Source organism: Streptomyces sp. NBC_01381, from assembly GCF_026340305.1.
In the GTDB taxonomy this organism is placed as follows: Bacteria; Actinomycetota; Actinomycetes; order Streptomycetales; family Streptomycetaceae; genus Streptomyces.
Map to the genome: position 1 here is coordinate 1,351,128 of NZ_JAPEPI010000001.1, position 20,227 is coordinate 1,371,354.

The window sequence follows — 20,227 nt, forward strand, 5'->3', positions numbered from 1 at the left end:
GTGATCTAGGTGAGGGCGGTGGTCGTACCCAGGCCCTTCCACCTGCCCGCACCCTCGTACCGCTCGATCCAGATCGGCCCTCGTGCGTCGCCGGGCCTGCCGAGCAGGTCGAAGGGCCCGTCGAGACCCTCGACCCGGACCTCCTGCAGGGCTCCCCACAGTTGCTCGCGGGGCTCCGCCATCGGCTCGTCGTATGAGGACGCCGATGTGGTCGCCCCCTTCGACGTCACCGACTCCAGCGCCTCGGCTACGGCTTTGGCGGCCTGGTACCTCTCCAGGGCGCCCGGCAGGTGGGAGAGGCTCAGGTCCATGATCCGGTCGCACCAGGCGGCGCGAAGACCTTGACGGCGACTTCCCGCCCGAGGCCTTCGTCGAGGGCGCGCCAGACCTCGCCCATGCCGCCGGAGCCGATGGGTTGGCGCAGCCGATTGCGCCCGTCAAGCAGCGTCCCCCGCATCTCCCCGAGCGTAGGCCCGGAGGGCTGCCCTCAGTAGCCCGCCGATGCCCCGCGGCGCCGCCTCACCGAACAAGCCTTTCCCGCCCACCCGCCCGATTGCCCCGCAGCGACGGGGCGTCTGGCTGCCGTAGGGGTGGGTGGGGGAGGCGGTGGAACCACACCACTCACCCGCAGTACGCGACGTACGCAAGGGACGGGACATCGGCCTCCACGCACCGTCAGCGCGCAACGCTCGCGAGGGGACGTGTCGGTATTTCCGCACGGAGCACGGTACGCAGCACTCCCCAGCCTCAGCAGCAGAACGCTCGGACCGAGATGGCGAGTACGGACATACCGGCGCAGCCCCGCCCCCAAGACGAACAGCCCCGCAGAGCACACCGCACCCCCGGCCGGCAGGAGGCCCCCTCACCCCCGCCCCAGCACCACCGTCCCCGAAGAGCAGAACCACCCCCCGGTCCCCGAAGCCACCGCCACCTCCGGCAGGCGGCCCCCCGCCTTCCGCACCTGGCGTCCCTCGCCCGCCTCGCCCCGCAGCTGCCGCACCGCCTCCACCAGCAGGAACAGCCCCCGCATTCCGGGGTGTTGGGCGGACAGACCGCCGCCGTCCGTGTTCGTCGGCAGCTCCCCGTCCCGCAGCAGGCGGCCCTTCTCCACGAACGCCCCGCCCTCCCCCTTCCCGCAGAAGCCCAGATCCTCCAGCGTCACCAGCGTCATATACGTAAAGGCGTCGTAGATCTGCGCCACGTCCACGTCCTCCGGCCGCACCCCCGCCCGCTCGAACGCGAGCCGCCCGCTCACCGCCGCCGGGGAGACGGTGAAGTCGTCCCACTCCGACATCGTCGTGTGCGACACGTGCTCGCCCGCGCCGAGCACCCACACCGGCGCCGAAGCGCAGTCGGCCACGTACTCCTCGGCGGCCAGCAGCACCGCGCAGCCGCCGTCGGAACGAATGCAGCAGTGCAGCTTGGTGAACGGGTCCGCGATCATCGGGCCGCTCAGCACCTCGTCCACCGTGATCGGCTCGCGGAACATCGCGTCCGGGTTGGTCGCGGCGTTCGCCCGCGCCTGCACGGCCACCGACGCGAGCTGCTCCAGCGTCGTGCCGTACTCGTGCATATGGCGGCGCGCGGCCATCGCGTACTTGGCGATCAGCGAGTGCCCGTACGGGACTTCGAACTGCAGCGGCCCCCGCGCGCCGAACGACAGATTCGACGTACGCCGTTTCGCCTTGATGTCCGCGCGCGCCGTCGATCCGTAGACCAGCAGGACGGCGTTCGCCCGTCCCGCCGCTATCGCCTCCGCCGCATGCGCGGCCATCACCTCCCAGGTGGCGCCACCGACCGAAGTCGAGTCCACCCAGCGGGGTTTGAGGCCCAGATACTCGGCGACCTCGACCGGTGCCAGTGTGCCGAGGCCCGCCGACGCGATGCCGTCGATGACGTCGCGGCCGAGCCCGGAGTCGGCGAGCGCACGGCGGGCGGCCTGGGCGTGCAGGGCGTAGGGCGTGGCCTCGTCGACCCGGCCGCAGTCCGAGAGGGCGACACCTACGACGGCGACCTTGCGGGAGGGCGAGGGGGAGGGCGAGGGGGAGCGGGTAGCGGAAGCGGTAGCAGCAGCCATGAATCTGACGGTACATCAGATTAATGAGTCGGGCCGAGAGTCGGGATCGCATCGCGTCACGTCAGCGCTCTGTGCATATCGCCGCCGCCGTCCTAGCATGACGGCCCGTCAGATCTGGGTACCGGGCCGCCGGGCCCTGGGGAGGAGCCTGCCGATGGACGCCGCCTTCAGTGCGGAGCAGGACGAGATCCGCCGCACCCTTCGCGAAGTCATCACCAAACGCTGCGGCCCCGACGAGGTCAAGGCCGCGGTGCGCACCCCGGCAGGCCACGACTCCACCCTCTGGGCGGCCCTCGCCGAACAGCTCGGTCTGCCCGGCCTCGCCCTCCCGGAGACGTACGGAGGAGTCGGCTGCACCACTGCGGAACTGGCCCTCGGGTGTGAGGAGTTGGGCCGGGCCCTCGCCCCGACTCCCCTCTTCGCCACCGCGGTCCTCGCCGCCCCGCTGATCCTCTCCCTCGGCACCGAGGAACAGCGCGCCGAGCTGCTGCCCCGCATCGCCGCGGGCGAGCTGACCGCCGCGCTCGCCGTCCCCGGCGTCGGACTCGCCACGGCCCTCGGTCTCGTCGGAGACAACTCCGGCGACTGGTCGGGCGGCGGCCGCGCGGGCGGCGTACAGGCGAGGCTCTCCGACGGGGATTGGCGGCTGTACGGGCAGGCCGAGCAGGTGCTCGACGGGCACAGCGCGGGCCTCCTTGTCGTGGCCGCGCACGCGGGAGGCTTCGCACGCTCCCGTACGCTCCTCTTCCTCGTACGCGACGGGGCGCCCGGCATGGTGCGCACCCGGCAGACCGCGCTCGACGAGACCCGCACCCAGGCCCGCGTCGAACTGCGCGACGTGGAAGCGGAGTTGCTGGGCACGGACGAGTCGGACGTGCCGGGCGCGCTCGCCGCCGTCGGTGACGTCGCCGCCACCGTCGTCGCCGCGGAGGCCGTCGGCGCCGCGGACCGGGTGATGGAGCGGACCGTCGAATACGTGCAGCAGCGCGAGCAGTTCGGCCGCGCCATCGGTTCCTTCCAGGCGGTCAAGCACCGCCTGGCCGATGTGTATGTGCAGGTCCAGGCAGCGCGCTCGGCCGCCTACTACGCGGCGTGGGCCGCCGGCGCCGAGGCCGCCGGGTTCGGCGGACAGGGCGCCGAACGGGCCGGCGGGCTCGCGCTCGCCCAGGGCCTCGACGCGCTGCGGACCGCCGCGTCCGAAGCCGTACAGCTGCACGGCGGCATCGGCTTCACGTGGGAGCACGAGGCGCATCTGTACTTCAAGCGGGCGTCCAGTGACGAGCTGCTCTTCGGCCCGGTGCACCGGCTGCGGGCGCGGGCGGCGGAACGGGCGGGTCTTTTCGAGGGCGGACCGGCCGCCGCCGCACTGGAAGAGGCCGTCTGATGCCGCCGGGTCTGCGCCTGATCCAGAAGGTGTCGTCGACGCGCACGTTCGCCAGGATCGCCCCGCACTTCATCCCGGCGATGGACCGCACGGTGCACCGCCTCACCCGCGGCAAGGTCCTGCTCAGCGCGAAGATGCTGCCCGGCGTCATCCTGACGGTGCGCGGCGCGAAGAGCGGACTGCCGAGGCGTACGCCGCTTGCGTGCATGCCGGAGAAGGACACGGGCGGCTGGGTGCTGATCGGGTCCAACTTCGGGCGTCCGGGCCACCCCGCGTGGACGGCCAATCTCCTGGCCAACCCGGACGCGGACATGAGCTGGCAGGGCGAGGACATCCCGGTGCGGGCAAGGCTGTTGAGGGATGAGGAACGGGAGGAGGCGTGGGACGCGGTCCTGGCCTTCTGGCCGCCCTACGCCACGTATCAATCCCGAGTGGAAAGGGAGATACGCCTGTTCCGCCTGGAGAGGCGGAGCTGATACCGCCCCAAAGGGGCGCGAGGCTGTGTCATTTGCGGCTCCGCCGCGAAGGGGGTCCCCCCTGTTCGAGCGAAGCCGAGAACTTGGGGGAGCGACCAGCCACAGCGAACCCGCAGACGAGAACCGCGAACCCCGCAGGGACCACAACGGCGGATCACAGACGTGATCCGCCGCTGTGGCTGACAGGACAAAAGACGGGAGCCCCGCAGGGGCTACTTCGTCGGCTTCTTGCCTGTCACTCCCAAATGCACCAACAACGCCAGATTCGGCTTCAGTTCAGCCTGCTTGACGCCCCACGTCTGGAACCCCCGCTGGTGCGAGGCGACCGCGGCGAGCATCGCCACCAGGGAGCCGGCCATGGCCGCCGGGCTGACGTCCTTGTCGACCTTGCCCTTGGCCTGGAGTTCCTTGACCGTGTCCGTAAGGGAGTTGTTGACGGAGTTGAGGATCTTCATGCGGATCTTGTAGAAGCGCTTGTCGCCCTCGGCGGCGCCCAGATCGACGACCCGGAGGATCGCGTCGTTCTTGCGCCAGAAGTCGAGGAAGCCGTCGACAAGCTCCTGAGCGGTCTGCCACCCCGCCTTGCCGACCCAGGACCGCCCGTCGAGCAGCTGGGTCAACTCGGCGCCCTCGGCGGCCATTTGCTCGGCAATCTCCAGGACGGCGCCCTCGACGTCCGGGAAGTACTGGTAGAAGGTCGCTGGTGAAGTCCCCGCCTTCCGGGCGACGTCGATGACTTTGACGTCCCGGTAGGGCGAGGAGCTGAGCATCTCGCTGAGGCAGTCGAGCAGCTTCTGACGCGTCGCCTGACCGCGCCGACCGGCCACGCGGCCGTCGACGGTACGTACCTGTCCTGTCATGCCGTCAGCTTACCGAGGGGTGATCGGAGCGCGATTCGGCCGAGTGCAAATGGGGTTGGGGGCGCTATTCGTCTCGGTATTCGCCCGATCCACCCGCGGGGGCGGATACAGGTCTCGGCGGTGGATTCCGGCCGCCCATGAAATAGAGCGGACGTTCGAATCGAGCGCCTCTGGCGTTTCTTCTCCCCCTTCCGTCCCTTCTTGCGTCTCCTTTGTCCCGAGACACCCCGATCCCGCCCCCGGTTCGCAACCGTCGCCCCGTACAGGAAGAATCAGGGTGCGTGCCGCCGTAGCGGCTCGGTGGTGAGACGCTGCACGGGGCCGCTCGATACGGTGCCCGCGTACGGGGAGGTGGCAGGGCAAGTGGTGGATCAGCTGACGCAGCACGATCCGAGGCGGATCGGCCCGTTCGAGGTGCTCGGCCGGCTCGGAGCCGGTGGCATGGGCCTTGTCTACCTCGCGCGCTCCGCGTCAGGTCGGCGGGTGGCGATCAAGACGGTGCGGACCGAGCTCGCCGAGGACCAGCTGTTCCGGGTCCGCTTCACGCGCGAGGTCGAGGCCGCACGGGCGGTGTCCGGTTTCTATACGGCCGCCGTCGTGGACGCCGACCCGCGCGCCGCGGTGCCGTGGCTCGCCACCGCGTACGTTCCCGCGCCCTCCCTCGAAGAAATAGTGAATGAGCACGGGCCGCTGCCCACCCAGGCCGTGCGCTGGCTCGCGGCGGGCGTCGCCGAGGCCCTGGAGTCCATCCACGGCGCGGGCCTGGTCCACCGCGACCTCAAGCCGTCGAACGTACTCGTCGTCGAGGACGGACCCCGCGTCATCGACTTCGGCATCGCGTCCGGCGTCTCCAACACCCGGCTGACCATGACGAACGTCGCGGTGGGCACCCCCGCGTACATGTCGCCCGAGCAGGCGAAGGACTCGCGCAGCGTCACCGGCGCGAGCGATGTCTTCTCGCTCGGCTCGATGCTCGTCTTCGCCGCGACCGGCCACGCGCCCTTCCACGGCGCGAACCCCGTCGAGACCGTCTTCATGCTGCTCCGGGAAGGCCCTGACCTGGAGGGACTCCCGGACGAGCTGCGTCCGCTCATCGAGACGTGCATGCAGATGGAGGCGGCGCTTCGGCCCAGCCCCGCTGACCTCCAGGCCCAGCTCGCGCCGCACCTCTTCGCCTCCGAGAGCGAGGACGGCGACAGCGGTACGGCCTCCGCGTGGCTGCCGGAGCGGGCCGTCGCCCTCATCGAGGCCCGCAGGGGCGGCCGCCCGCCCGCACGGGTCGCCGCTTCCTCGTCCGGCAGGAGCGGCGGGCGGGGCGCGGCCCCCGCCTCCTCCGCCGCCGCGCCGCAGCCCTCGCACGCGCCGCCCGCCCCGCCGTCCCAGCCGCCGCAGCTCGGTGGCGTGCCGGACGCGGGTCCTGTGCGTCTTGCCGGGGCGAAGGTGCCGATCGGGCCTGGCCCCCGGGTGGCCGACGCCCGCGCCGCAGCCGTGGCCGCACCGCCCGCCGAGGCCGGCCTCGCCGCGTCCTGGTCGCGCTCCAAGGCCGCGGCGAACGGCGCCGACCCCGTGGTGCCCGCGCCCACCGCGGCGCCGGACGCGGGGGCGGCCTGGCGGCCGTGGCGTTTCCGTATGTCGAATGACGTATGGGGCACGCCCGCCGTCGCCGGGAACCTGGTCTACGTCACGTCCTTCGAGGTGCACGCCCTGGACGTGAGCACGGGCCGCCGCAGCTTCAAGACACGGGACGTCGCCTGGTCCATGGCGGTCGCCGACGGACGTATCCACGCATCCGACGGCCCCACGCTGTACGCGCTCGACGGCGCCGACGGCTCGGACCTGTGGCGGCTGCCCACCGACGCCTGGGTGTACTCCCTGCACGCCGACCGGGGCACGGTCGTCACCGGCACGCGCGGCGGCGGCGTACAGGCCTGGGAGGCGGCGAACGGCGAGAAGCTCTGGGAGATCACCGGAGCCCAGACCGACTTCGAGACCCCCGAAGCGGGCCCCGTCATCCACGACGGCACGGTCTACGTCTGGCAGAACGCGCGCCTGCGCGCCCTGGAGGCACGCACCGGCGAGGAGCGCTGGTCGTACCCGATCGGCGACGCGGCATCCTGCGGGGGCGTACCGGTCCGCCTGACGCAGGCGGAGGACGGCTACGTATACGTGTCCGCCGGGACCCGCGTCCTCGCGATCGACGTGGCGGGCGGCCACGTCCGCTGGCACTTCGAGGCGCCCGCCGTCTTCCTGTGCCCGCCGGCGTTCGCGCCGGGGCCCGCGGTGACGGGTGGTGGCGTGTATCTCGCCGACTACCTGGGCACTGTGTACGCCCTCGACGCCACCGACGGCCGTGATCGCTGGCGTATCGCCACGGAGTCCCGGGCGTCGATCGAGCCGGTGCTCGTCGCCGACGGCCATGTCCACGTGGGCAGCGGCAAGGGCCTCTACACGCTGGACGCCGTGACGGGCACGCCGAAGTGGCGCTTCCAGGCGGGCGGCGAGGTCGTCGGCACGCCGGTGGTCGCCGACCGGCGCATCCACTTCGGCTCGACCGACCGCCTGCTGTACACGCTGAAGGCCGACGACGGCCGCCTGCGCTGGAAGCTGGCCACCGGGGGAGAGATCACCGGGGCGCCCGTGGTGCGGGACGGCGTCGTGTACGCGTGCAGCAAGGACCGGTGCGTTTACGCGCTGGACGCGGAGCGGGGGACCGGGACGGCGCGGTCCTAGGACCGCAGCCCGCTCGTCTCTGCTGGGACGGCCGTCGTACCAGGCTTGGAAGGGGCTAGACGGCGGCCGCCACTGCTGACGCTACGCCGTCTGTGTGACCCACGCCACCTTCCTCTTCCGTACGCCGGTCATCTCGTCCGGTGGCCGGAGCCGCGGCCCGTGAACAGTTCCGCCTGCCGTTCCGGCGGCAGATTGCCGAGCGTGATCAGATGCGGCGCCTGCGCCAAGGCGTGCGTGCGGGCCGCCTCCCTGGACGACCAGAGCGCGCGCACCGTGCCCTGGACCGCCTCGGTGGGGTGAGACGCGATGACCTCGGCGGCCTTCGTGGCGGTGGGGAGGAGTTCCTCGGGCGTCGTGAGCTCGGAGACGAGGCCCGTCTCGTACGCGCGGCGGGCCGAGACCCGTTCCGCCGACCCCATCAGCGACATCCGCGCGATCTCCCCGTACGGCATCCGCTGCGCCATGTGGATCGACTCGTAGGCGCTGACCATGCCGTACGTCGTGTGCGGGTCGAAGAACGTGGCGTGCTCGGCGGCGATCACGAACTCCGCCTCGCCGATGAGATAGAAGGCACCGCCGCAGGCCATTCCGTTGACGGCGGCGATGACCGGCTTCCAGAGGTCGTTGGCCTTGGGGCCGATGGTCAGGAGCGGATCGTCCATGGAGTAGGGGGAGTTGGGCTGCGGGACGTCCGTGTCGCGGTCGATGCCGGTGCAGAACGCCTTCTCGCCGGCGCCGGTGAGGACGATGGCCCGTACGGTGTCGTCGAAGCGGAACTCCCGCCAGGCGGCGGTGAGTTCGGCAGCCGTGTCTTGGTCTATGGCGTTGTGGCGGGCGGGGCGGTCGAGGGTGACGACCGCGACGCCCGTCTCCTTGTCGGTCCGTATGTTCAGGGTCCTCTCGGGGCTCATGGCCGCTCCAGGAGCCAGCGGGGCATCGCTATGCCGTCGATCTCGGTGAAGGCGATCTGGACCTTCGCGCCGATGCGGAGGCGTTCGGGGTCGACGGAGTTCAGGGGGGCGTCGGGGGTGGCCACGAGGTTGCCGACCAGGCGGATGCGGGGGGCGTCGGCCAGTTCGACGATGATCGCGTTGTACGGGGCGTGTTCCGCGTACGCGGGGAGCAGGGGTGGGTGGGGGCGTACGTAGGACCAGATGCGGGCCTTGCCGCTCATGCGGCGCCACTCGCTTTCGAAGGACTGGCAGTGGGGGCAGCAGGGCCTGGGCGGGAACCGGAGCTCGCCGCAGGCGGTGCAGGCTTGTATGCGGAGTTCGCCCTGGGCGGCGTACTCCCAGAAAGGGGCGCCGTCTGTGTCGATCGTGGGGGTCAGCAGGGGCTCGGTCTTTTGCGTCGCGTCTGCCATGTGGGTGTCCTTTTGCGGCTGCGGGTTTGTTTGTGGTTGCTCGCGCAGTTCCCCGCGCCCCCTAGGGGCGCTTTACGGGGCCCGCAGTAGCACCGCCGACGTTGGGACTCCCTCTCCTGCCGTCACCAGGCAAGTGGCCGCATCCGGGACCTGGGCCGTGCTCGTGCCCCGCAGCTGCTTCACGCCCTCGTTGATCAGGTTGAAGCCGTGGACGTACGCCTCGCTCAGGCCGCCGCCACCGGTGTTGATCGGGAGGCGGCCGCCGCTCTCCAGCGCGCCGCCCTCCGTGAACGCGCCGCCCTCGCCTCGACCGCAGAAGCCGTACCCTTCGAGCGACAGCGGGATCAGCGGTGTGAAGGCGTCGTAGATCTGCGCCACGTCCACATCCTCCGGCCCGAAGTCCGCCTGCTTCCACAGGTGTCGGGCCGCCGTCCAGGCGGGGCCCGTCAGCGGGTCGTCGTTCCAGTAGTTGACCATCCCGTGGTGCTGCGCGGGCAGCCCCTGGGCGACGGAGTGGACGTACACGGGCTTCTGGCGGCAGTCGCGGGCCCGCTCGGCCGAGACGATGACGCACGCCAACGCACCATCGGTCTCAAGGCAGTTGTCGAAGAGGCAGAGCGGTTCGCTGATCCAGCGTGACGTCATATACATGTCGCGGGTCAGCGGACGTTCGTACATCATCGCGGCCGGGTTCTGGTTGGCGCGGTTGCGGCAGGCGAGGGCGACGTTGAAGAGGTGGTCGCGGGTCGCGCCGTACTCGTGCATATACCGGCGGGCGAGCATCCCGATCTCGTCGGCCGGGCGGAGCAGCCCGAAGGGGCGGGTCCACTGGGCGGGGGTGGGGAGTTGGACCGCCGTGTTCTTCCAGGGGCGCGGGCCGCTGCCCCGCTTCCGGGAGCGCCATGCGACGCCGACGCTCGCCTGTCCGGTGGCGACGGCGGCCGCGAGGTGCGCGATGGTGGCGCAGGAACCGCCGCCGCCGTAGCCGACCTTGCTGAAGTGGGTGACGTCTCCGGCGCCGATCGCCTTGGCGACCTCGACCTCGTCCGTCTCCTCCATCGTGTACGAGGCGAACGCGTCGACCTCGGACGGTGCGATGCCCGCGTCGTCGAGCGCGGCGACGATGGTGCGGCACGCCAACGTCTTCTCGTCCTCGGGCAGTTGTTTCGCGAACGCGGTCTGTCCGATCCCGACTATCGCTGTAGCGTCTTTGAGTGAAGCCATGGGCAACGGCACCTCCCCGGGTGGCTCGGCCCTCAGGGCTTCGCCATACGTCGTCCCGACTGCTGACAGCGCGTCAGGCTACAGCTAATCTGACGGATAGTCAGCTACTGCGTCGGAGGGGCTTGCCATGCGCGGCGACCTGGAGTGGGGCAGCATCCCGGGACTTGTCCGGGCGGCCGCCGAGCGGTACGGGGAGCGGGAGGCGGTCGTCGAGGGCCGCACCCGTGTCTCGTACGAGGAGCTCGGCCGGCGCGTGGAACGGGCGGCCGCCGCCTGCATGGCCAACGGCGTCAACTCCGGGGACAGGGTGGCCGTTTGGGCCCCCAACACCCTCGACTGGATCGTCTCCGCGCTGGGCGCCGTCTCGGCGGGCGCGGTCCTCGTCCCCCTGAACACCCGCTTCAAGGGCACGGAGGCCGCCTACGTCCTGGAACGCAGCCGCGCGAAGCTCCTCTTCATCACGGGGACCTTCCTCGGTACGTCGTATGTCGCCTCGCTGCGTCGCGCGACGGCCGAGGGGAGGGGAGACGGCCCGCTGCCGGGCCTCCCGCACCTGGAGCAGGTGGTCGTCCTGTCCGACGACGCCCCGGAGGACTTCCGCACCTGGAAGGACTTCGTCGCGAGCGGTGACGGGGTGCGTGCGCAGGACGTCCGGGCGCGCGCGGACGGCATCGACGGTGCGGCGCCCTCGGACATCATCTACACGTCCGGCACGACAGGGCGCCCCAAGGGCGCGGTCATCACCCACGCCCAGACCCTGCGCTGCTACGACGTCTGGAGCGAGCTCGCGGGCCTGCGCGAAGGCGACCGCTACCTGATCGTGAACCCCTTCTTCCACACCTTCGGCTACAAGGCGGGGATCATCGCCTGCCTGATGCGGGGCGCGACGATGATCCCGCAACCGGTCTTCAACGTGGACACGGTGCTCGCGAACGTGGCGGCGGAGAGGATTTCTGTTCTCCCAGGGCCGCCGACCTTGCACCAATCAATCCTTGACCACCCGTCCCGGGACCAGCACGACCTCTCCGCCCTGCGCCTGGTGGTGACCGGCGCGGCGGTGGTCCCCCTCCAACTGGTGGAACGCCTGCGCAGCGAGCTCCACATCGCCACCGTCCTGACGGCGTACGGCCTCTCGGAGGCGAGCGGCATCGTCACGATGTGCCGCCAGGGAGACGCGGCGCGGATCATCGCCGCCACCTCGGGCCGAGCCATCCCCGACACGGAGGTACGGGTGGTGTCCCCCGGCGGCGAGACGCTCTCGCCGGGTCATCCGGGCGAGATCCTCGTCCGCGGACACAACGTCATGCAGGGCTACTTCGAGGACCCGGCGGAGACGAAGAAGACGCTCACACCGGACGGCTGGCTGCGCACGGGCGACGTGGGAGTCATCGACGGGGCGGGCAACCTGCGTATCACCGACCGCATCAAGGACATGTTCATCGTCGGCGGCTTCAACGCCTACCCCGCCGAGATAGAGCAACTCATCGGCGTGCACCCGCAGGTGGCGGACGTGGCGGTGATCGGCGTCCCGGATCCCCGCCTGGGCGAGGTGGGAAAGGCGTATGTGGTGCGCCGCCCCGGCGCGGTTCTCACCTCCGACGACCTGATCGCCTGGTCACGCCGGGAGATGGCCAACTACAAGGTGCCGAGGCAGATCGAGTTCGTGACGGAGCTGCCGAGGAACGCGAGCGGCAAGGTCCTGAAACAGGAACTGCGCGTCAGGAAAGGCTAGTTGGCTTCGGCTCGCTCGCCGGCACTGCGCTCGATGCAGAACTCATTGCCCTCCAGGTCGCTGAGGGTGACCCAGCCGCGCCCGTCGGGCAGCCGGTGATCACCCACGAGCTTCGCCCCGAGCGCGAGCAGCCGCTCGACCTCTTCGTCGCGGGTGCGGTCCTGCGGCTGCAGATCGACATGGACACGGTTCTTGACGGTCTTGGCGTCGGGCACGGTGACGAAGAGAAGAGTCATCCCGTCGGCCTCGACCAGCGCTTCCGGGTCCCCCGGGAAGTCTTCGTCGGAGAGTTTCCCGCCGAGGACTTCGGCCCAGAAGGTGCCCTGGCGGTAGGCGTCGGAACAGTCGAATGTGAGGTGGCGCACCAAAGAACTCATGAGCGGGACTATCGGGGAGCGGCGGACCGGCTGTCCAACGAGTTTCGGGTGAGCGTTCGGGACCGTTTGCCGCCCTGGCAAATTTTCTGGCGGGCGGTAGGTCCCGGATCCCAGGATCGTGGTGTACGTACGTAACGCCTGATCCGGGAGGAAACATGCCGAGCCCGACGCACGGCCCGCAGCACCGACTGGTGGACGTCCCCGGTGGCGGCCGGATCCACCTGGTGGAGCAGGGGGAGGGCCCGCTGGTCCTGCTCGTGCACGGCTTCCCCGAGTCCTGGTACTCCTGGCGCCATCAGCTTCCGGTTCTGGCGGAGGCGGGCTTCCGGGCGGTCGCCGTCGACGTACGCGGATACGGGCGCTCGTCGAAGCCGGAGGGGGTGGCGGCGTACCGGATGCTGGCGCATGTGGCCGACAACGTGGGGGTGGTCCGCGCGCTGGGCCTCGGCTCCGGTGGGGAGACCGCGACGATCATCGGGCACGACTGGGGCTCGGCCATCGCGGCCAATTCCGCGCTGCTCAGGCCGGACGTCTTCACGGCGGTGGCCCTGCTGAGCGTCCCCTACGCGCCGCGGAACGGCTTCCGGCCGACGGACGCGTTTGCCCGGATCGGGGGCGATGAGGAGTTCTACGTCTCGTACTTCCAGAAGCCGGGAAGGGCGGAGGCGGAGATCGAGCCGGACGTGCGGGGCTGGCTGGCGGGCTTCTACGCGGGGCTCTCGGCGGACACGATGCGACCGCCCTCCGCTGCGGGCGGCAGCCTCCACTTCATCGCACCGGGCGGCAGGATGTCGGACCGCTTCGAGGCTGGCGGGGCGCTGCCTTCCTGGCTGACGGTGGCCGAACTCGACGTCTACGCGGCCGAGTTCGAGCGGACGGGCCTGACCGGAGCGCTCAACCGCTACCGCAATGTCGACCGAGACTGGGAGGACCTGGCGGCCTGGGACTCGGCCCCGATCCGCCAGCCCTCCCTCTTCATCGGCGGCGAACTCGACCCCTCGACGACATGGCTGTCCGACGCGATCAAGGCGTACCCCGAGACGCTCCCCGGCCTGGTGTCCTCGCACATCCTGGAGGGGTGCGGGCACTGGGTGCAGCAGGAGCGGCCCGATGAGGTGAACCGACTGCTGCTGGAGTGGCTGCGGGGCCTTCGCTGAGTCAGTGCCCGACGGGCGGTTCCATGCAACCGGTCTCCGGGAAGGGTCCGTTGGTCTTCAGGCCGTAGTTGGTCGGCTGCACGAAGGCGGTGACGCAGGCGTGCCGGCCTACGTAGAGCCCGATCGAAGCGCCTTCGGGCGTGACGTACTCGTCGGTCTCGCCCTCGTAGCGCTGGCGCATCGCCTGCACGTCGAGCTCGCCGCCGAGCAGCTTGCCCCGGCTGCTGACCTTCCGGATCTCGTACCCGAGCTTGCCGGTGAGCGCGTCCTTCACGCTCTCCGGGTCCCACTTCTTCTCTCTGTGGAGTTGCTTGAGCACGGGCTCCATGCGGGCGGCCTCGGCCTGGGCGGCTTCCTCGTCGGCCGGGGTCATGTCGCCGGGGCGGCGGTAGGCGTTGTTGTCCCCGTTGTGGGGCGCACCGTCGACGACGCCGGGCTCTACGTAGGGGGAGGCGCCGGGAGAACTGCTGGCACTGGCACTGGTGCTGGGTGCACCGGCGTCGGTGTCGGCGTCGCGCCGCTGCTCACCACAGCCGGTGAGTGCTGCGAGGGCGGTGCCTATGAGGAGAGCGGACACCGCGCCGGGGCGCGGCCGCTGCGGTGACGTGACCATGCGGACCATGCCGGTGACTCTGCCACGTTCCCGCAAGGGAGCTGCCCCTTTCAGACGGCTCCCTGCCCCCGAACCATCTCCACCACCGCGGCCGGCGCCTTCTGCGGGGACCCCGCGTCGTACGGCGGCTGAGGGTCGTACTCGATCAGCAACTGCCGGGCCTGGGCACACTCGTCGCCCGCGATCTTCCCGAGGAGGGTGAGCCCCATGTCGATCCCTGCGGAGACCCCCGCGGCGGTGACGTACTTGCCGTCGAAGACGACGCGCTGCCCGGTCGGCTCGACACCGAACTGCTTAATCTCCTCAAGAGCAAGCCAATGGGAGGTGGCCTGCCGCCCGTTGAGCAGTCCGGCGGCGGCGAGGATGAGGGAGCCGGTGCAGACGGAGGTGGTCCAGGTGGTGCCGGAGTCCACGCTCCGGAGCCACCCGAGTACGGCTTCGTTGTCGAGGGCGGGGGCGGGGCTGCCGGGTACGACGACGATGTCGGGCCGAGTGACGTCGCGAAGCTCCTTGGTGGCGACGAAGGAGAGCGTCCGGGTGTCATCGAGGACGGGCCCGGCCTCCTCGGCGACGAAGACGACTTCGGAGTCGGGCAGCGCGGAGAGGGTCTGGAAGGGGCCGATGGCGTCCAGGGCGGTGAAGTTGTCGTAGAGCAGGATCGCGATCTGCACGGGGCTGCCTTTCGGGTGGGCGGGAACCGGTGCCGGTCGGTCGTGCCATCAATTCTTCAGCCGGCTACGGGCGTCCGCAATGACGAGTCCCCCACCTTTCCTGCCAAGGGCCGGCCTGCGTAGCCGCGACGCGAGCGCAGGAACGTTGCCGCCTCACTCGCGCGGGTGGCGATACCGTCGTACGGGCAACGCACCACGCCAAGTCCCTCCACGATCTCCTCCATGGGAGCAGTCATGGCCGCAGAGGCACACGGCGGCGACGGGCGGACGCAGGCAACCTCCGAGAACTGGATGTACCCGCCGGAGGACGGCTGGACGTACGACCAGGTCAAGGAATTGGACGTCCCGTTCGACTGGGAACTAGTGGATGGGAACATCGCGGTACGTGGGGCGTCGAAATGGTGGCACGGCCAGGTGAGGGATGAGCTGTACTTACACTTGGAGTCGGCCAGGCGGGCGCCGTACGCGACCAACGTCGAGCGGTGGACCATGTTCGACGAGCGCACTGTGTCGAAGCCGGACGTCGTGGTCTTCGACAAGACCGGCCTCGATATCCGCACCCTGGAGTGGACTCCGGTCGCCAGCGTCGTCCTGGCCATCGAGGTCGTCTCGCCCGGTTCGCGCACCGACGACCGCTTCCGCAAGCCGGGGATGTACGCCGAGGCCGGGATCGCCTACTACTGGCGCGTGGAGCGGGGCGAGGACGACATCCCGGTCGTGCACGAGTTCTGGCGACACCACGAGTCCGGCGTCTTCGTGCCGAGCCCCGACAGCCCCGTCCACACGGGCAAGCTCACGACTGAGGTGCCGTTCCCGGTCGACATCGACCTGGGGAGTCTGGTCGAGGTCTGATACGGAGCTTTGCTGGGCCGGTGGTGGTGTTCGTACCGGGGCCGCCCGGTTGTCCGGAGTGTGGCGGTTCCGGGCCGGGTGTAAAGGGCGCTCCTTCGTCGCGTCGGCTGCGCCGATTCCGCTGCGCTCCACCCTTGACACCCGTCCCTCCACCGCGGGAACCGAGATGACCGGGCGGCCACGAAGCGGGGCTCACGGGGACGGGCCCTTGGGGCGTCCGGCTTTCCTGCCGGGTGCGGACTAGTTCGTAACAGCGCAGCCCGCTGAAGGGATGGACGGGCTGCGCGGTCGGCTCGGGGATGGGTGGCCGGTTTCGTCAAGCGTCTGCCGACCGGATCTCCCGGCCCCAGCCGGGAGAGAGGCAGAGAGAGAGGGGGGTGTGGGGAACCTACTTCGGCAAAGTTGCGTTTCGCAGCGCCGCGCGCCCCCCTTGTGCCAGAACACTACTTTCCCAAAGTAGGTCCCCCACCCCCCACTCATCCAGGAAGCGACGGCCACCCCGGAAGATCCGGTCCGCGCCCGCTTGACGAAGCCGGGACCGATCCCCGGACCGGCCGCGCACCCTTCCTCCTCACGGCGCCTGCGACGGACTAGTCCGCACCCGGCAGTGAAGCCGGATGACCCATCCCCGCCGTCCCGAGAGCCCCGCTTCGTGGCCGCCCGGTCAATTGGCTTCTCGCGGTGGAGGGACGGGTGTCAAGGGTGGAGCGAAGCGGAATCGGCGAAGCCGACGCGCAGCGCAGCGGAGCGCCCTTTACACCCGGCCCGGAACCGCCAACCTCGGGACAACCGGGCGGCCCCGGCGCCAACTCGACGCCGGGACAGCAAAGCCCCCCGCTACCCCAGCAGGGCGCTCAGCGCTTGAGCATGAAGGTGAAGTCGCCGGAGAGCTTGCCGCTCAGGCGGGCTGCCGAAACGAGCTTCCCCTCCTCCATCGGCCGCTCGACCTCGGACCGCGAAAGACCGCAACCGTCAGCGATCAGTCGCATCGGCCGGACAGGGATCCGGGCCGCGAAGCGGACCGAGACGTCGATCACCTCGCAGTCCAGGTGATCCGTTCCGCCGGTGTCGAGGCGCCAGGCCTTGTCCCAGTCGAGGGCGATGCGGTTACGGCGCCGTACGACTGGATCCTGGAGCAACTCAGCTGCCAGGCCGGGGTCGTTGTCGTGCATCCGGTCCAGCAACTCAGGTTGTACGGAACGCACATGCATCCGCTCCAACACCGTGAGCTTCGCGGTCTCTCCGCAAGAGCGGCAGAGCACGAGGAGCCAGGCGTCGAGGAGCTTGTGGTTGGCGTTGACGCGAAATTTTCCGTTCGCCCGGAAGCGCTCGGACGCGCACGTGTGGCAACGGCGGAGAACGGTAGGCAGGCAGGTGGGCATGACCACCCAGCTATTGAGCACAGAAGTACACCGGTTTCAGTGAGAAGTCCGCAGCAAAAAGCAGCGCGGCGCATAAGCGCGACGCGCGACAAATCAGCAATCGGGAGGTCTCACGCGGTGTACAACGGAACGCCCTTGCTTAGACGACGTGGTTCGGCAGCACGGTAATGGCACACAGCGGCGCTGCCCACTGGTTTTCCGAGTGCCTCACAGAGCGGCAAGCGGGGTTTCTCTGGGCGGCACGCGCTCATACGGTGGCCTGATGATGCCGATCAAGAAGGTCCAAGTCACCTTCGACTGCGCAGAACCTGAGCGCCTCGCTCGCTTCTGGTGTGAGGTGTTGGGGTACGTCGTGCCGCCGCCACCGGAGGGGTTTGCGACTTGGGACGATTTCAAGCGTTCGCAGCCACCTGAGCAGCAGGACGCATGGTTTGCCTGCATCGACCCTTCAGGCGTGGGCCCGCGACTGTACTTTCAGCGCGTACCCGAGGGGAAAGCCGCCAAGAACCGGCTGCATCTTGACGTGCGCGTCGGCATCGGACTCGTGGGTAAAGAGCGCCTCGCCGCACTTGAGGCCGAGTGCGAACGGCTGGTCCCGCTCGGGGCGGTTCACGTGCGAACGCTGTATGACGGCAATGATTCGTGCATCCCGATGCAGGACATCGAGGGCAATGAGTTCTGTGTCGACTGAGGCGCCACGAACGTGCCCTCGTTCGGCGGAACGCCATCCTCGGCTCGGGGCTGGCGTGCTTGATGTGCCATCTGCGGGGGTCCCATGACCCTGACGGCGCGCCGCCCGGGGCCCTTGCCGGGTGAGGTCGCCGGGGGGGAGGGGGGAGTAGCGGCGAATGCCGGAAGCTACCCGTCGGCGTGGGTGAAGGCAGCGGACTTCGCGCCGCGTATGAGGGCGGCGAGGCAGGCAGGGGTGGTGGTCAACTCTGCGGCGGGGGCGTCGCTTTCGCGGATGCGGACGGTGGATTGCGTCGCGCTGAGCTCAACGCAGTTGGCTCCGTCGCCGCCACCGGAGAATGAGGACTTCTGCCAGGTGATTGTCGTCGCCATGTCCAGGCCCCTCAGACTTCCTTGATCAGTCGGTGGATGAGATCTCTCGATCTTACTTCGTCGAGTGCGACACCCTGCACCTTCCTGAACAGGGCGCGATATCGGGCCAGTTGTGACTCCCCGTCCAGAAATGCCACCCCGTGTACGGAGTCCAACTGGACTGTGTCGAGCTGTGGGAGCGGCCCGCCCGCGTACAGCATCGGGTACCCGACCCCGGCGAATCCGTCCACGTTGAACGGGATGACGCGCACAGTGACTCCTGGCCGCTGAGTCATCTCCAGAATATGAGCCAACTGGCCTTGTGCTACCGCACGGTTGGCGACCCTGATGCGTAGGGCGGCCTCGTGTACCACGGCCTCGTAGGGTGGTGCTTCGTTCCCGTCGAGGACCGACTGCCGACGCAATCGGTAGGAAACGCGAGCCTCCAGCTCCTCGGTGGGGAACTCCGGGACCGAGTAGGCGAAGATCGCCCGAACCTGTTCCTCGGTCTGAAGCAGCCCCGGCACGTGCGCGATCTCAAGGGTGTGCAAGTACTGGGCGCTTCGCTCGAGTTCCGCCAGGTCCAGGAATCCCGTGGGCAGCAGCTCCCGGTACTCCTCCCACCAGCCGTGCGCACGCTCACTCGCCATGGCGGCCAATGCCTCCACCAGGCCCGATTCGGCACAGGCGTACTGGCTGGCGAAATGGCGTACTCGATCCGGGCTCACGCCGACCCGCGCCGATTCGGTGTTGGACAGCTTCGTCTGTGCGATGCCCAGCTCCCGGGCCGCCTCTTGGACTGTGAGCCCCGCCCGTTCGCGGAGTTTGCGAAGCTCCGTCGCTAGCCGCGTCTGCCTGGCTGTGATGACCTTCCGCGCTGGCATCTTTCCCTGCTCTCCCGCCACTTGAAGACTCTGCCAGGCTACGGGAGGAGCTTGACCGGGGTTACTAATAACCCCTACCGTCTGTAATGCGACGCACACCCTGCGAGATCACGGGGAACCCGGAAGCGCACCGCCCCGCCATGCCATGGCGGCGGCGACATGCCACCGCCCGGAACCGCAGGGAGTCCGAACCTCCCTCACTCCACACGGAGTTCCGCATGCCCAAAACATGCAGCAGCAACGGCGGTGGCGAAGCCGAGAGCTTCGCCGAGCCATGGGAATACACCCTCTACATCCCCCACGACCTGCGCGCCGTCACCATCGGTCGCCGCACGCTCCGCCTCATCCTCAACGCCCACGGCCTGCCCCACCTCACTGAAGCCGCCGAACTCCTCGCAACGGAGTTGATCAGCAACGCCTTACGGCACACCAAGGGGCCCGCGGCTCTGCGCCTCCGGTGGGCGAGGAACGTACTCCGCATCGGAGTGTGGGACGCGGACCCGACCCCGCCGGAGCCGACGCCGCTCGCCGTGGCCGCGTATGCCGAGGAAGGGCGGGGGATCGGGATCATCCAGAGCTGCGCCGACGGGTGGGGGTGGTATCCGCTGACGGATGCCGGCAAGTACGTCTGGTGCGAGTTGCGCGCGGCCTAGCCGGTGGCGCGGGATGCCGCTGAGGTGGCGGTCGCGTGGCGTGGCGCTTGCCAGTGGTGTTCGGGGGCGTGCTATCGGGGGCTCTGATGGGATGCGCGGCATGCATAGGCGGGGCCGAATAGCGCTCTCGGCCCCGCCTATGTTCTGGCTTGTCAGCCAGCGTGATTGTCGAGCGGGGTGACGCCCGCGTGATTGTCGAGCGGCGCGACCGGGCTGTGGCTGTCGAGCGGCGCGACCGGCCTGTGGCTGTCGGCGAACGCCGGGGCTGACGCCCCGCCCGCGGCCGCAGCCGCGATCGCGAAGGTGACGAGGATCTTTTTGGCGCGGGTCATTCCAACTCCTTAGGAGAGGCGGACTTCCAACGTCAGTGACGCTAGTGGCTAGGGGGACAAATGTTCGAGCCCTCTGGTTGGAACTGGCCACGAGATGACGTGATCGCGGCTGTCCCCCCCAGACATGCGTCGGCCGCGGTGGCTCCCCCTCCGCGCCACCGCGGCCGATCGATCCCCCGTCAGGATGTAAGACTTGGGTTAGTCCTTCGGCGGGGCGGGCGTGTGGCCCTCGCCCTGCGTGGTCACGGTGCCGTCCTTCGGCGGGGCGGGCGTGTGGCCCTCGCCCTGCGTGGTCACGGTGCCGTCCTTCGGCGGGGCAGGCGTGTGGCCCTCGCCCATGGTGGTTACGTCGCTCTTCTTGGCGGTCTCGCTCATGGCAACTCCTATGGAATTGACGGGCTCTTGATATCGGATACGCC

23 protein-coding genes are annotated in these 20,227 nt (G+C 69.7%); 8 read left to right on the forward strand and 15 right to left on the reverse strand.

Features of this window, described 5'->3' with window-relative positions; translation table 11 throughout:
* Nucleotides 1-5: 5 nt before the first annotated feature.
* The 3 genes from OG453_RS06555 to OG453_RS06565 all read right to left on the reverse strand — a co-directional run bounded on the left by OG453_RS06555 (nucleotide 6) and on the right by OG453_RS06565 (nucleotide 2,077).
* On the reverse strand, nucleotides 6-311 hold the full coding sequence (locus tag OG453_RS06555) for a hypothetical protein (RefSeq protein ID WP_266865407.1): 306 nt from the start codon (nucleotides 309-311) through the stop codon (nucleotides 6-8).
* The gene (locus OG453_RS06560) at nucleotides 302-457 is read right to left on the reverse strand and encodes a hypothetical protein (RefSeq protein ID WP_266865408.1); all 156 of its coding nucleotides are present in this window, start codon (nucleotides 455-457) and stop codon (nucleotides 302-304) included. The genes OG453_RS06555 and OG453_RS06560 overlap by 10 nt, the downstream gene beginning before the upstream one ends.
* Before the next feature lie 405 nt (nucleotides 458-862).
* Nucleotides 863-2,077 carry an acetyl-CoA acetyltransferase gene (locus OG453_RS06565; protein WP_266865410.1) on the reverse strand — a complete coding sequence of 405 codons (1,215 nt, stop codon included), beginning with the start codon at nucleotides 2,075-2,077 and terminating at the stop codon, nucleotides 863-865.
* A gap of 154 nt (nucleotides 2,078-2,231) precedes the next feature.
* Here OG453_RS06565 and OG453_RS06570 point away from each other — a divergent pair, with 154 nt between their 5' ends.
* On the forward strand, nucleotides 2,232-3,461 hold the full coding sequence (locus tag OG453_RS06570) for an acyl-CoA dehydrogenase family protein (RefSeq protein ID WP_266865412.1): 1,230 nt from the start codon (nucleotides 2,232-2,234) through the stop codon (nucleotides 3,459-3,461).
* On the forward strand, nucleotides 3,461-3,937 hold the full coding sequence (locus tag OG453_RS06575) for a nitroreductase family deazaflavin-dependent oxidoreductase (RefSeq protein ID WP_266865414.1): 477 nt from the start codon (nucleotides 3,461-3,463) through the stop codon (nucleotides 3,935-3,937). Before OG453_RS06570 ends, OG453_RS06575 begins: the two co-directional genes overlap by 1 nt.
* A gap of 212 nt (nucleotides 3,938-4,149) precedes the next feature.
* On the opposite strand, the gene OG453_RS06580 is transcribed toward OG453_RS06575, so the two are convergent.
* A complete protein-coding gene (locus tag OG453_RS06580) occupies nucleotides 4,150-4,797 on the reverse strand; it encodes a TetR family transcriptional regulator (RefSeq protein WP_135335578.1) in 648 nt (215 codons plus the stop codon).
* 363 nt (nucleotides 4,798-5,160) lie between these two features.
* Between OG453_RS06580 and OG453_RS06585 the strand changes: the two genes are divergently transcribed.
* Complete coding sequence (locus tag OG453_RS06585; RefSeq protein WP_323178610.1) at nucleotides 5,161-7,527, forward strand: serine/threonine-protein kinase; 2,367 nt, start codon at nucleotides 5,161-5,163, stop codon at nucleotides 7,525-7,527.
* Between the two features lie 128 nt (nucleotides 7,528-7,655).
* Here the strand turns inward: OG453_RS06585 and OG453_RS06590 are convergent, their stop codons facing one another.
* The 3 genes from OG453_RS06590 to OG453_RS06600 form a co-directional block, all read right to left on the reverse strand.
* Nucleotides 7,656-8,438 (reverse strand): enoyl-CoA hydratase/isomerase family protein, encoded by a 783-nt coding sequence (locus OG453_RS06590; protein ID WP_266865421.1) that lies wholly within the window; start codon nucleotides 8,436-8,438, stop codon nucleotides 7,656-7,658.
* Nucleotides 8,435-8,890, reverse strand: a complete 456-nt coding sequence (locus OG453_RS06595) for a Zn-ribbon domain-containing OB-fold protein (RefSeq protein WP_266865423.1) — start codon at nucleotides 8,888-8,890, stop codon at nucleotides 8,435-8,437. The genes OG453_RS06590 and OG453_RS06595 overlap by 4 nt, the downstream gene beginning before the upstream one ends.
* Nucleotides 8,891-8,962: 72 nt before the next feature.
* Entirely contained in the window at nucleotides 8,963-10,114 is a 1,152-nt protein-coding gene (locus tag OG453_RS06600) for a lipid-transfer protein (RefSeq protein ID WP_266865425.1), read from the reverse strand.
* A gap of 127 nt (nucleotides 10,115-10,241) precedes the next feature.
* Between OG453_RS06600 and OG453_RS06605 the strand changes: the two genes are divergently transcribed.
* Nucleotides 10,242-11,846 carry a FadD3 family acyl-CoA ligase gene (locus OG453_RS06605; RefSeq protein WP_266865427.1) on the forward strand — a complete coding sequence of 535 codons (1,605 nt, stop codon included), beginning with the start codon at nucleotides 10,242-10,244 and terminating at the stop codon, nucleotides 11,844-11,846.
* Here the strand turns inward: OG453_RS06605 and OG453_RS06610 are convergent.
* The gene (locus tag OG453_RS06610; protein ID WP_266865429.1) at nucleotides 11,843-12,223 is read right to left on the reverse strand and encodes a VOC family protein; all 381 of its coding nucleotides are present in this window, start codon (nucleotides 12,221-12,223) and stop codon (nucleotides 11,843-11,845) included. The two genes, OG453_RS06605 and OG453_RS06610, sit on opposite strands and share 4 nt — an antisense overlap.
* A gap of 155 nt (nucleotides 12,224-12,378) precedes the next feature.
* On the opposite strand from OG453_RS06610, the gene OG453_RS06615 reads away from it, so the two are divergent.
* The gene (locus OG453_RS06615; protein ID WP_266865431.1) at nucleotides 12,379-13,380 is read left to right on the forward strand and encodes an alpha/beta fold hydrolase; all 1,002 of its coding nucleotides are present in this window, start codon (nucleotides 12,379-12,381) and stop codon (nucleotides 13,378-13,380) included.
* Between the two features lies 1 nt (nucleotide 13,381).
* Here the strand turns inward: OG453_RS06615 and OG453_RS06620 are convergent, their stop codons facing one another.
* Both OG453_RS06620 and OG453_RS06625 read right to left on the reverse strand, forming a co-directional pair.
* A complete protein-coding gene (locus OG453_RS06620; protein WP_266865433.1) occupies nucleotides 13,382-14,002 on the reverse strand; it encodes a hypothetical protein in 621 nt (206 codons plus the stop codon).
* 41 nt (nucleotides 14,003-14,043) lie between these two features.
* A complete protein-coding gene (locus OG453_RS06625) occupies nucleotides 14,044-14,664 on the reverse strand; it encodes a DJ-1/PfpI family protein (RefSeq protein WP_266865435.1) in 621 nt (206 codons plus the stop codon).
* Between the two features lie 234 nt (nucleotides 14,665-14,898).
* Here OG453_RS06625 and OG453_RS06630 point away from each other — a divergent pair, with 234 nt between their 5' ends.
* Nucleotides 14,899-15,516 carry a Uma2 family endonuclease gene (locus OG453_RS06630; protein WP_266865437.1) on the forward strand — a complete coding sequence of 206 codons (618 nt, stop codon included), beginning with the start codon at nucleotides 14,899-14,901 and terminating at the stop codon, nucleotides 15,514-15,516.
* Between the two features lie 854 nt (nucleotides 15,517-16,370).
* On the opposite strand, the gene OG453_RS06635 is transcribed toward OG453_RS06630, so the two are convergent.
* Nucleotides 16,371-16,919, reverse strand: a complete 549-nt coding sequence (locus tag OG453_RS06635; protein ID WP_266865439.1) for a DUF1062 domain-containing protein — start codon at nucleotides 16,917-16,919, stop codon at nucleotides 16,371-16,373.
* Between the two features lie 241 nt (nucleotides 16,920-17,160).
* Between OG453_RS06635 and OG453_RS06640 the strand changes: the two genes are divergently transcribed.
* On the forward strand, nucleotides 17,161-17,589 hold the full coding sequence (locus tag OG453_RS06640; RefSeq protein ID WP_266865441.1) for a VOC family protein: 429 nt from the start codon (nucleotides 17,161-17,163) through the stop codon (nucleotides 17,587-17,589).
* 167 nt (nucleotides 17,590-17,756) lie between these two features.
* Here OG453_RS06640 and OG453_RS06645 read toward each other — a convergent pair whose 3' ends face one another.
* Both OG453_RS06645 and OG453_RS06650 read right to left on the reverse strand, forming a co-directional pair.
* Nucleotides 17,757-17,960, reverse strand: a complete 204-nt coding sequence (locus OG453_RS06645; protein WP_266865443.1) for a DUF397 domain-containing protein — start codon at nucleotides 17,958-17,960, stop codon at nucleotides 17,757-17,759.
* Nucleotides 17,961-17,971: 11 nt separating this feature from the next.
* Nucleotides 17,972-18,844, reverse strand: a complete 873-nt coding sequence (locus OG453_RS06650) for a helix-turn-helix transcriptional regulator (protein ID WP_323178611.1) — start codon at nucleotides 18,842-18,844, stop codon at nucleotides 17,972-17,974.
* 197 nt (nucleotides 18,845-19,041) lie between these two features.
* On the opposite strand from OG453_RS06650, the gene OG453_RS06655 reads away from it, so the two are divergent.
* Complete coding sequence (locus tag OG453_RS06655) at nucleotides 19,042-19,476, forward strand: ATP-binding protein (RefSeq protein ID WP_266865445.1); 435 nt, start codon at nucleotides 19,042-19,044, stop codon at nucleotides 19,474-19,476.
* Between the two features lie 152 nt (nucleotides 19,477-19,628).
* Here the strand turns inward: OG453_RS06655 and OG453_RS06660 are convergent, their stop codons facing one another.
* Nucleotides 19,629-19,808, reverse strand: a complete 180-nt coding sequence (locus OG453_RS06660) for a hypothetical protein (protein WP_266865447.1) — start codon at nucleotides 19,806-19,808, stop codon at nucleotides 19,629-19,631.
* A 198-nt stretch (nucleotides 19,809-20,006) separates the two neighbouring features.
* Entirely contained in the window at nucleotides 20,007-20,183 is a 177-nt protein-coding gene (locus tag OG453_RS06665; RefSeq protein ID WP_266865449.1) for a sigma-like protein, read from the reverse strand.
* Nucleotides 20,184-20,227: the final 44 nt, after the last annotated feature.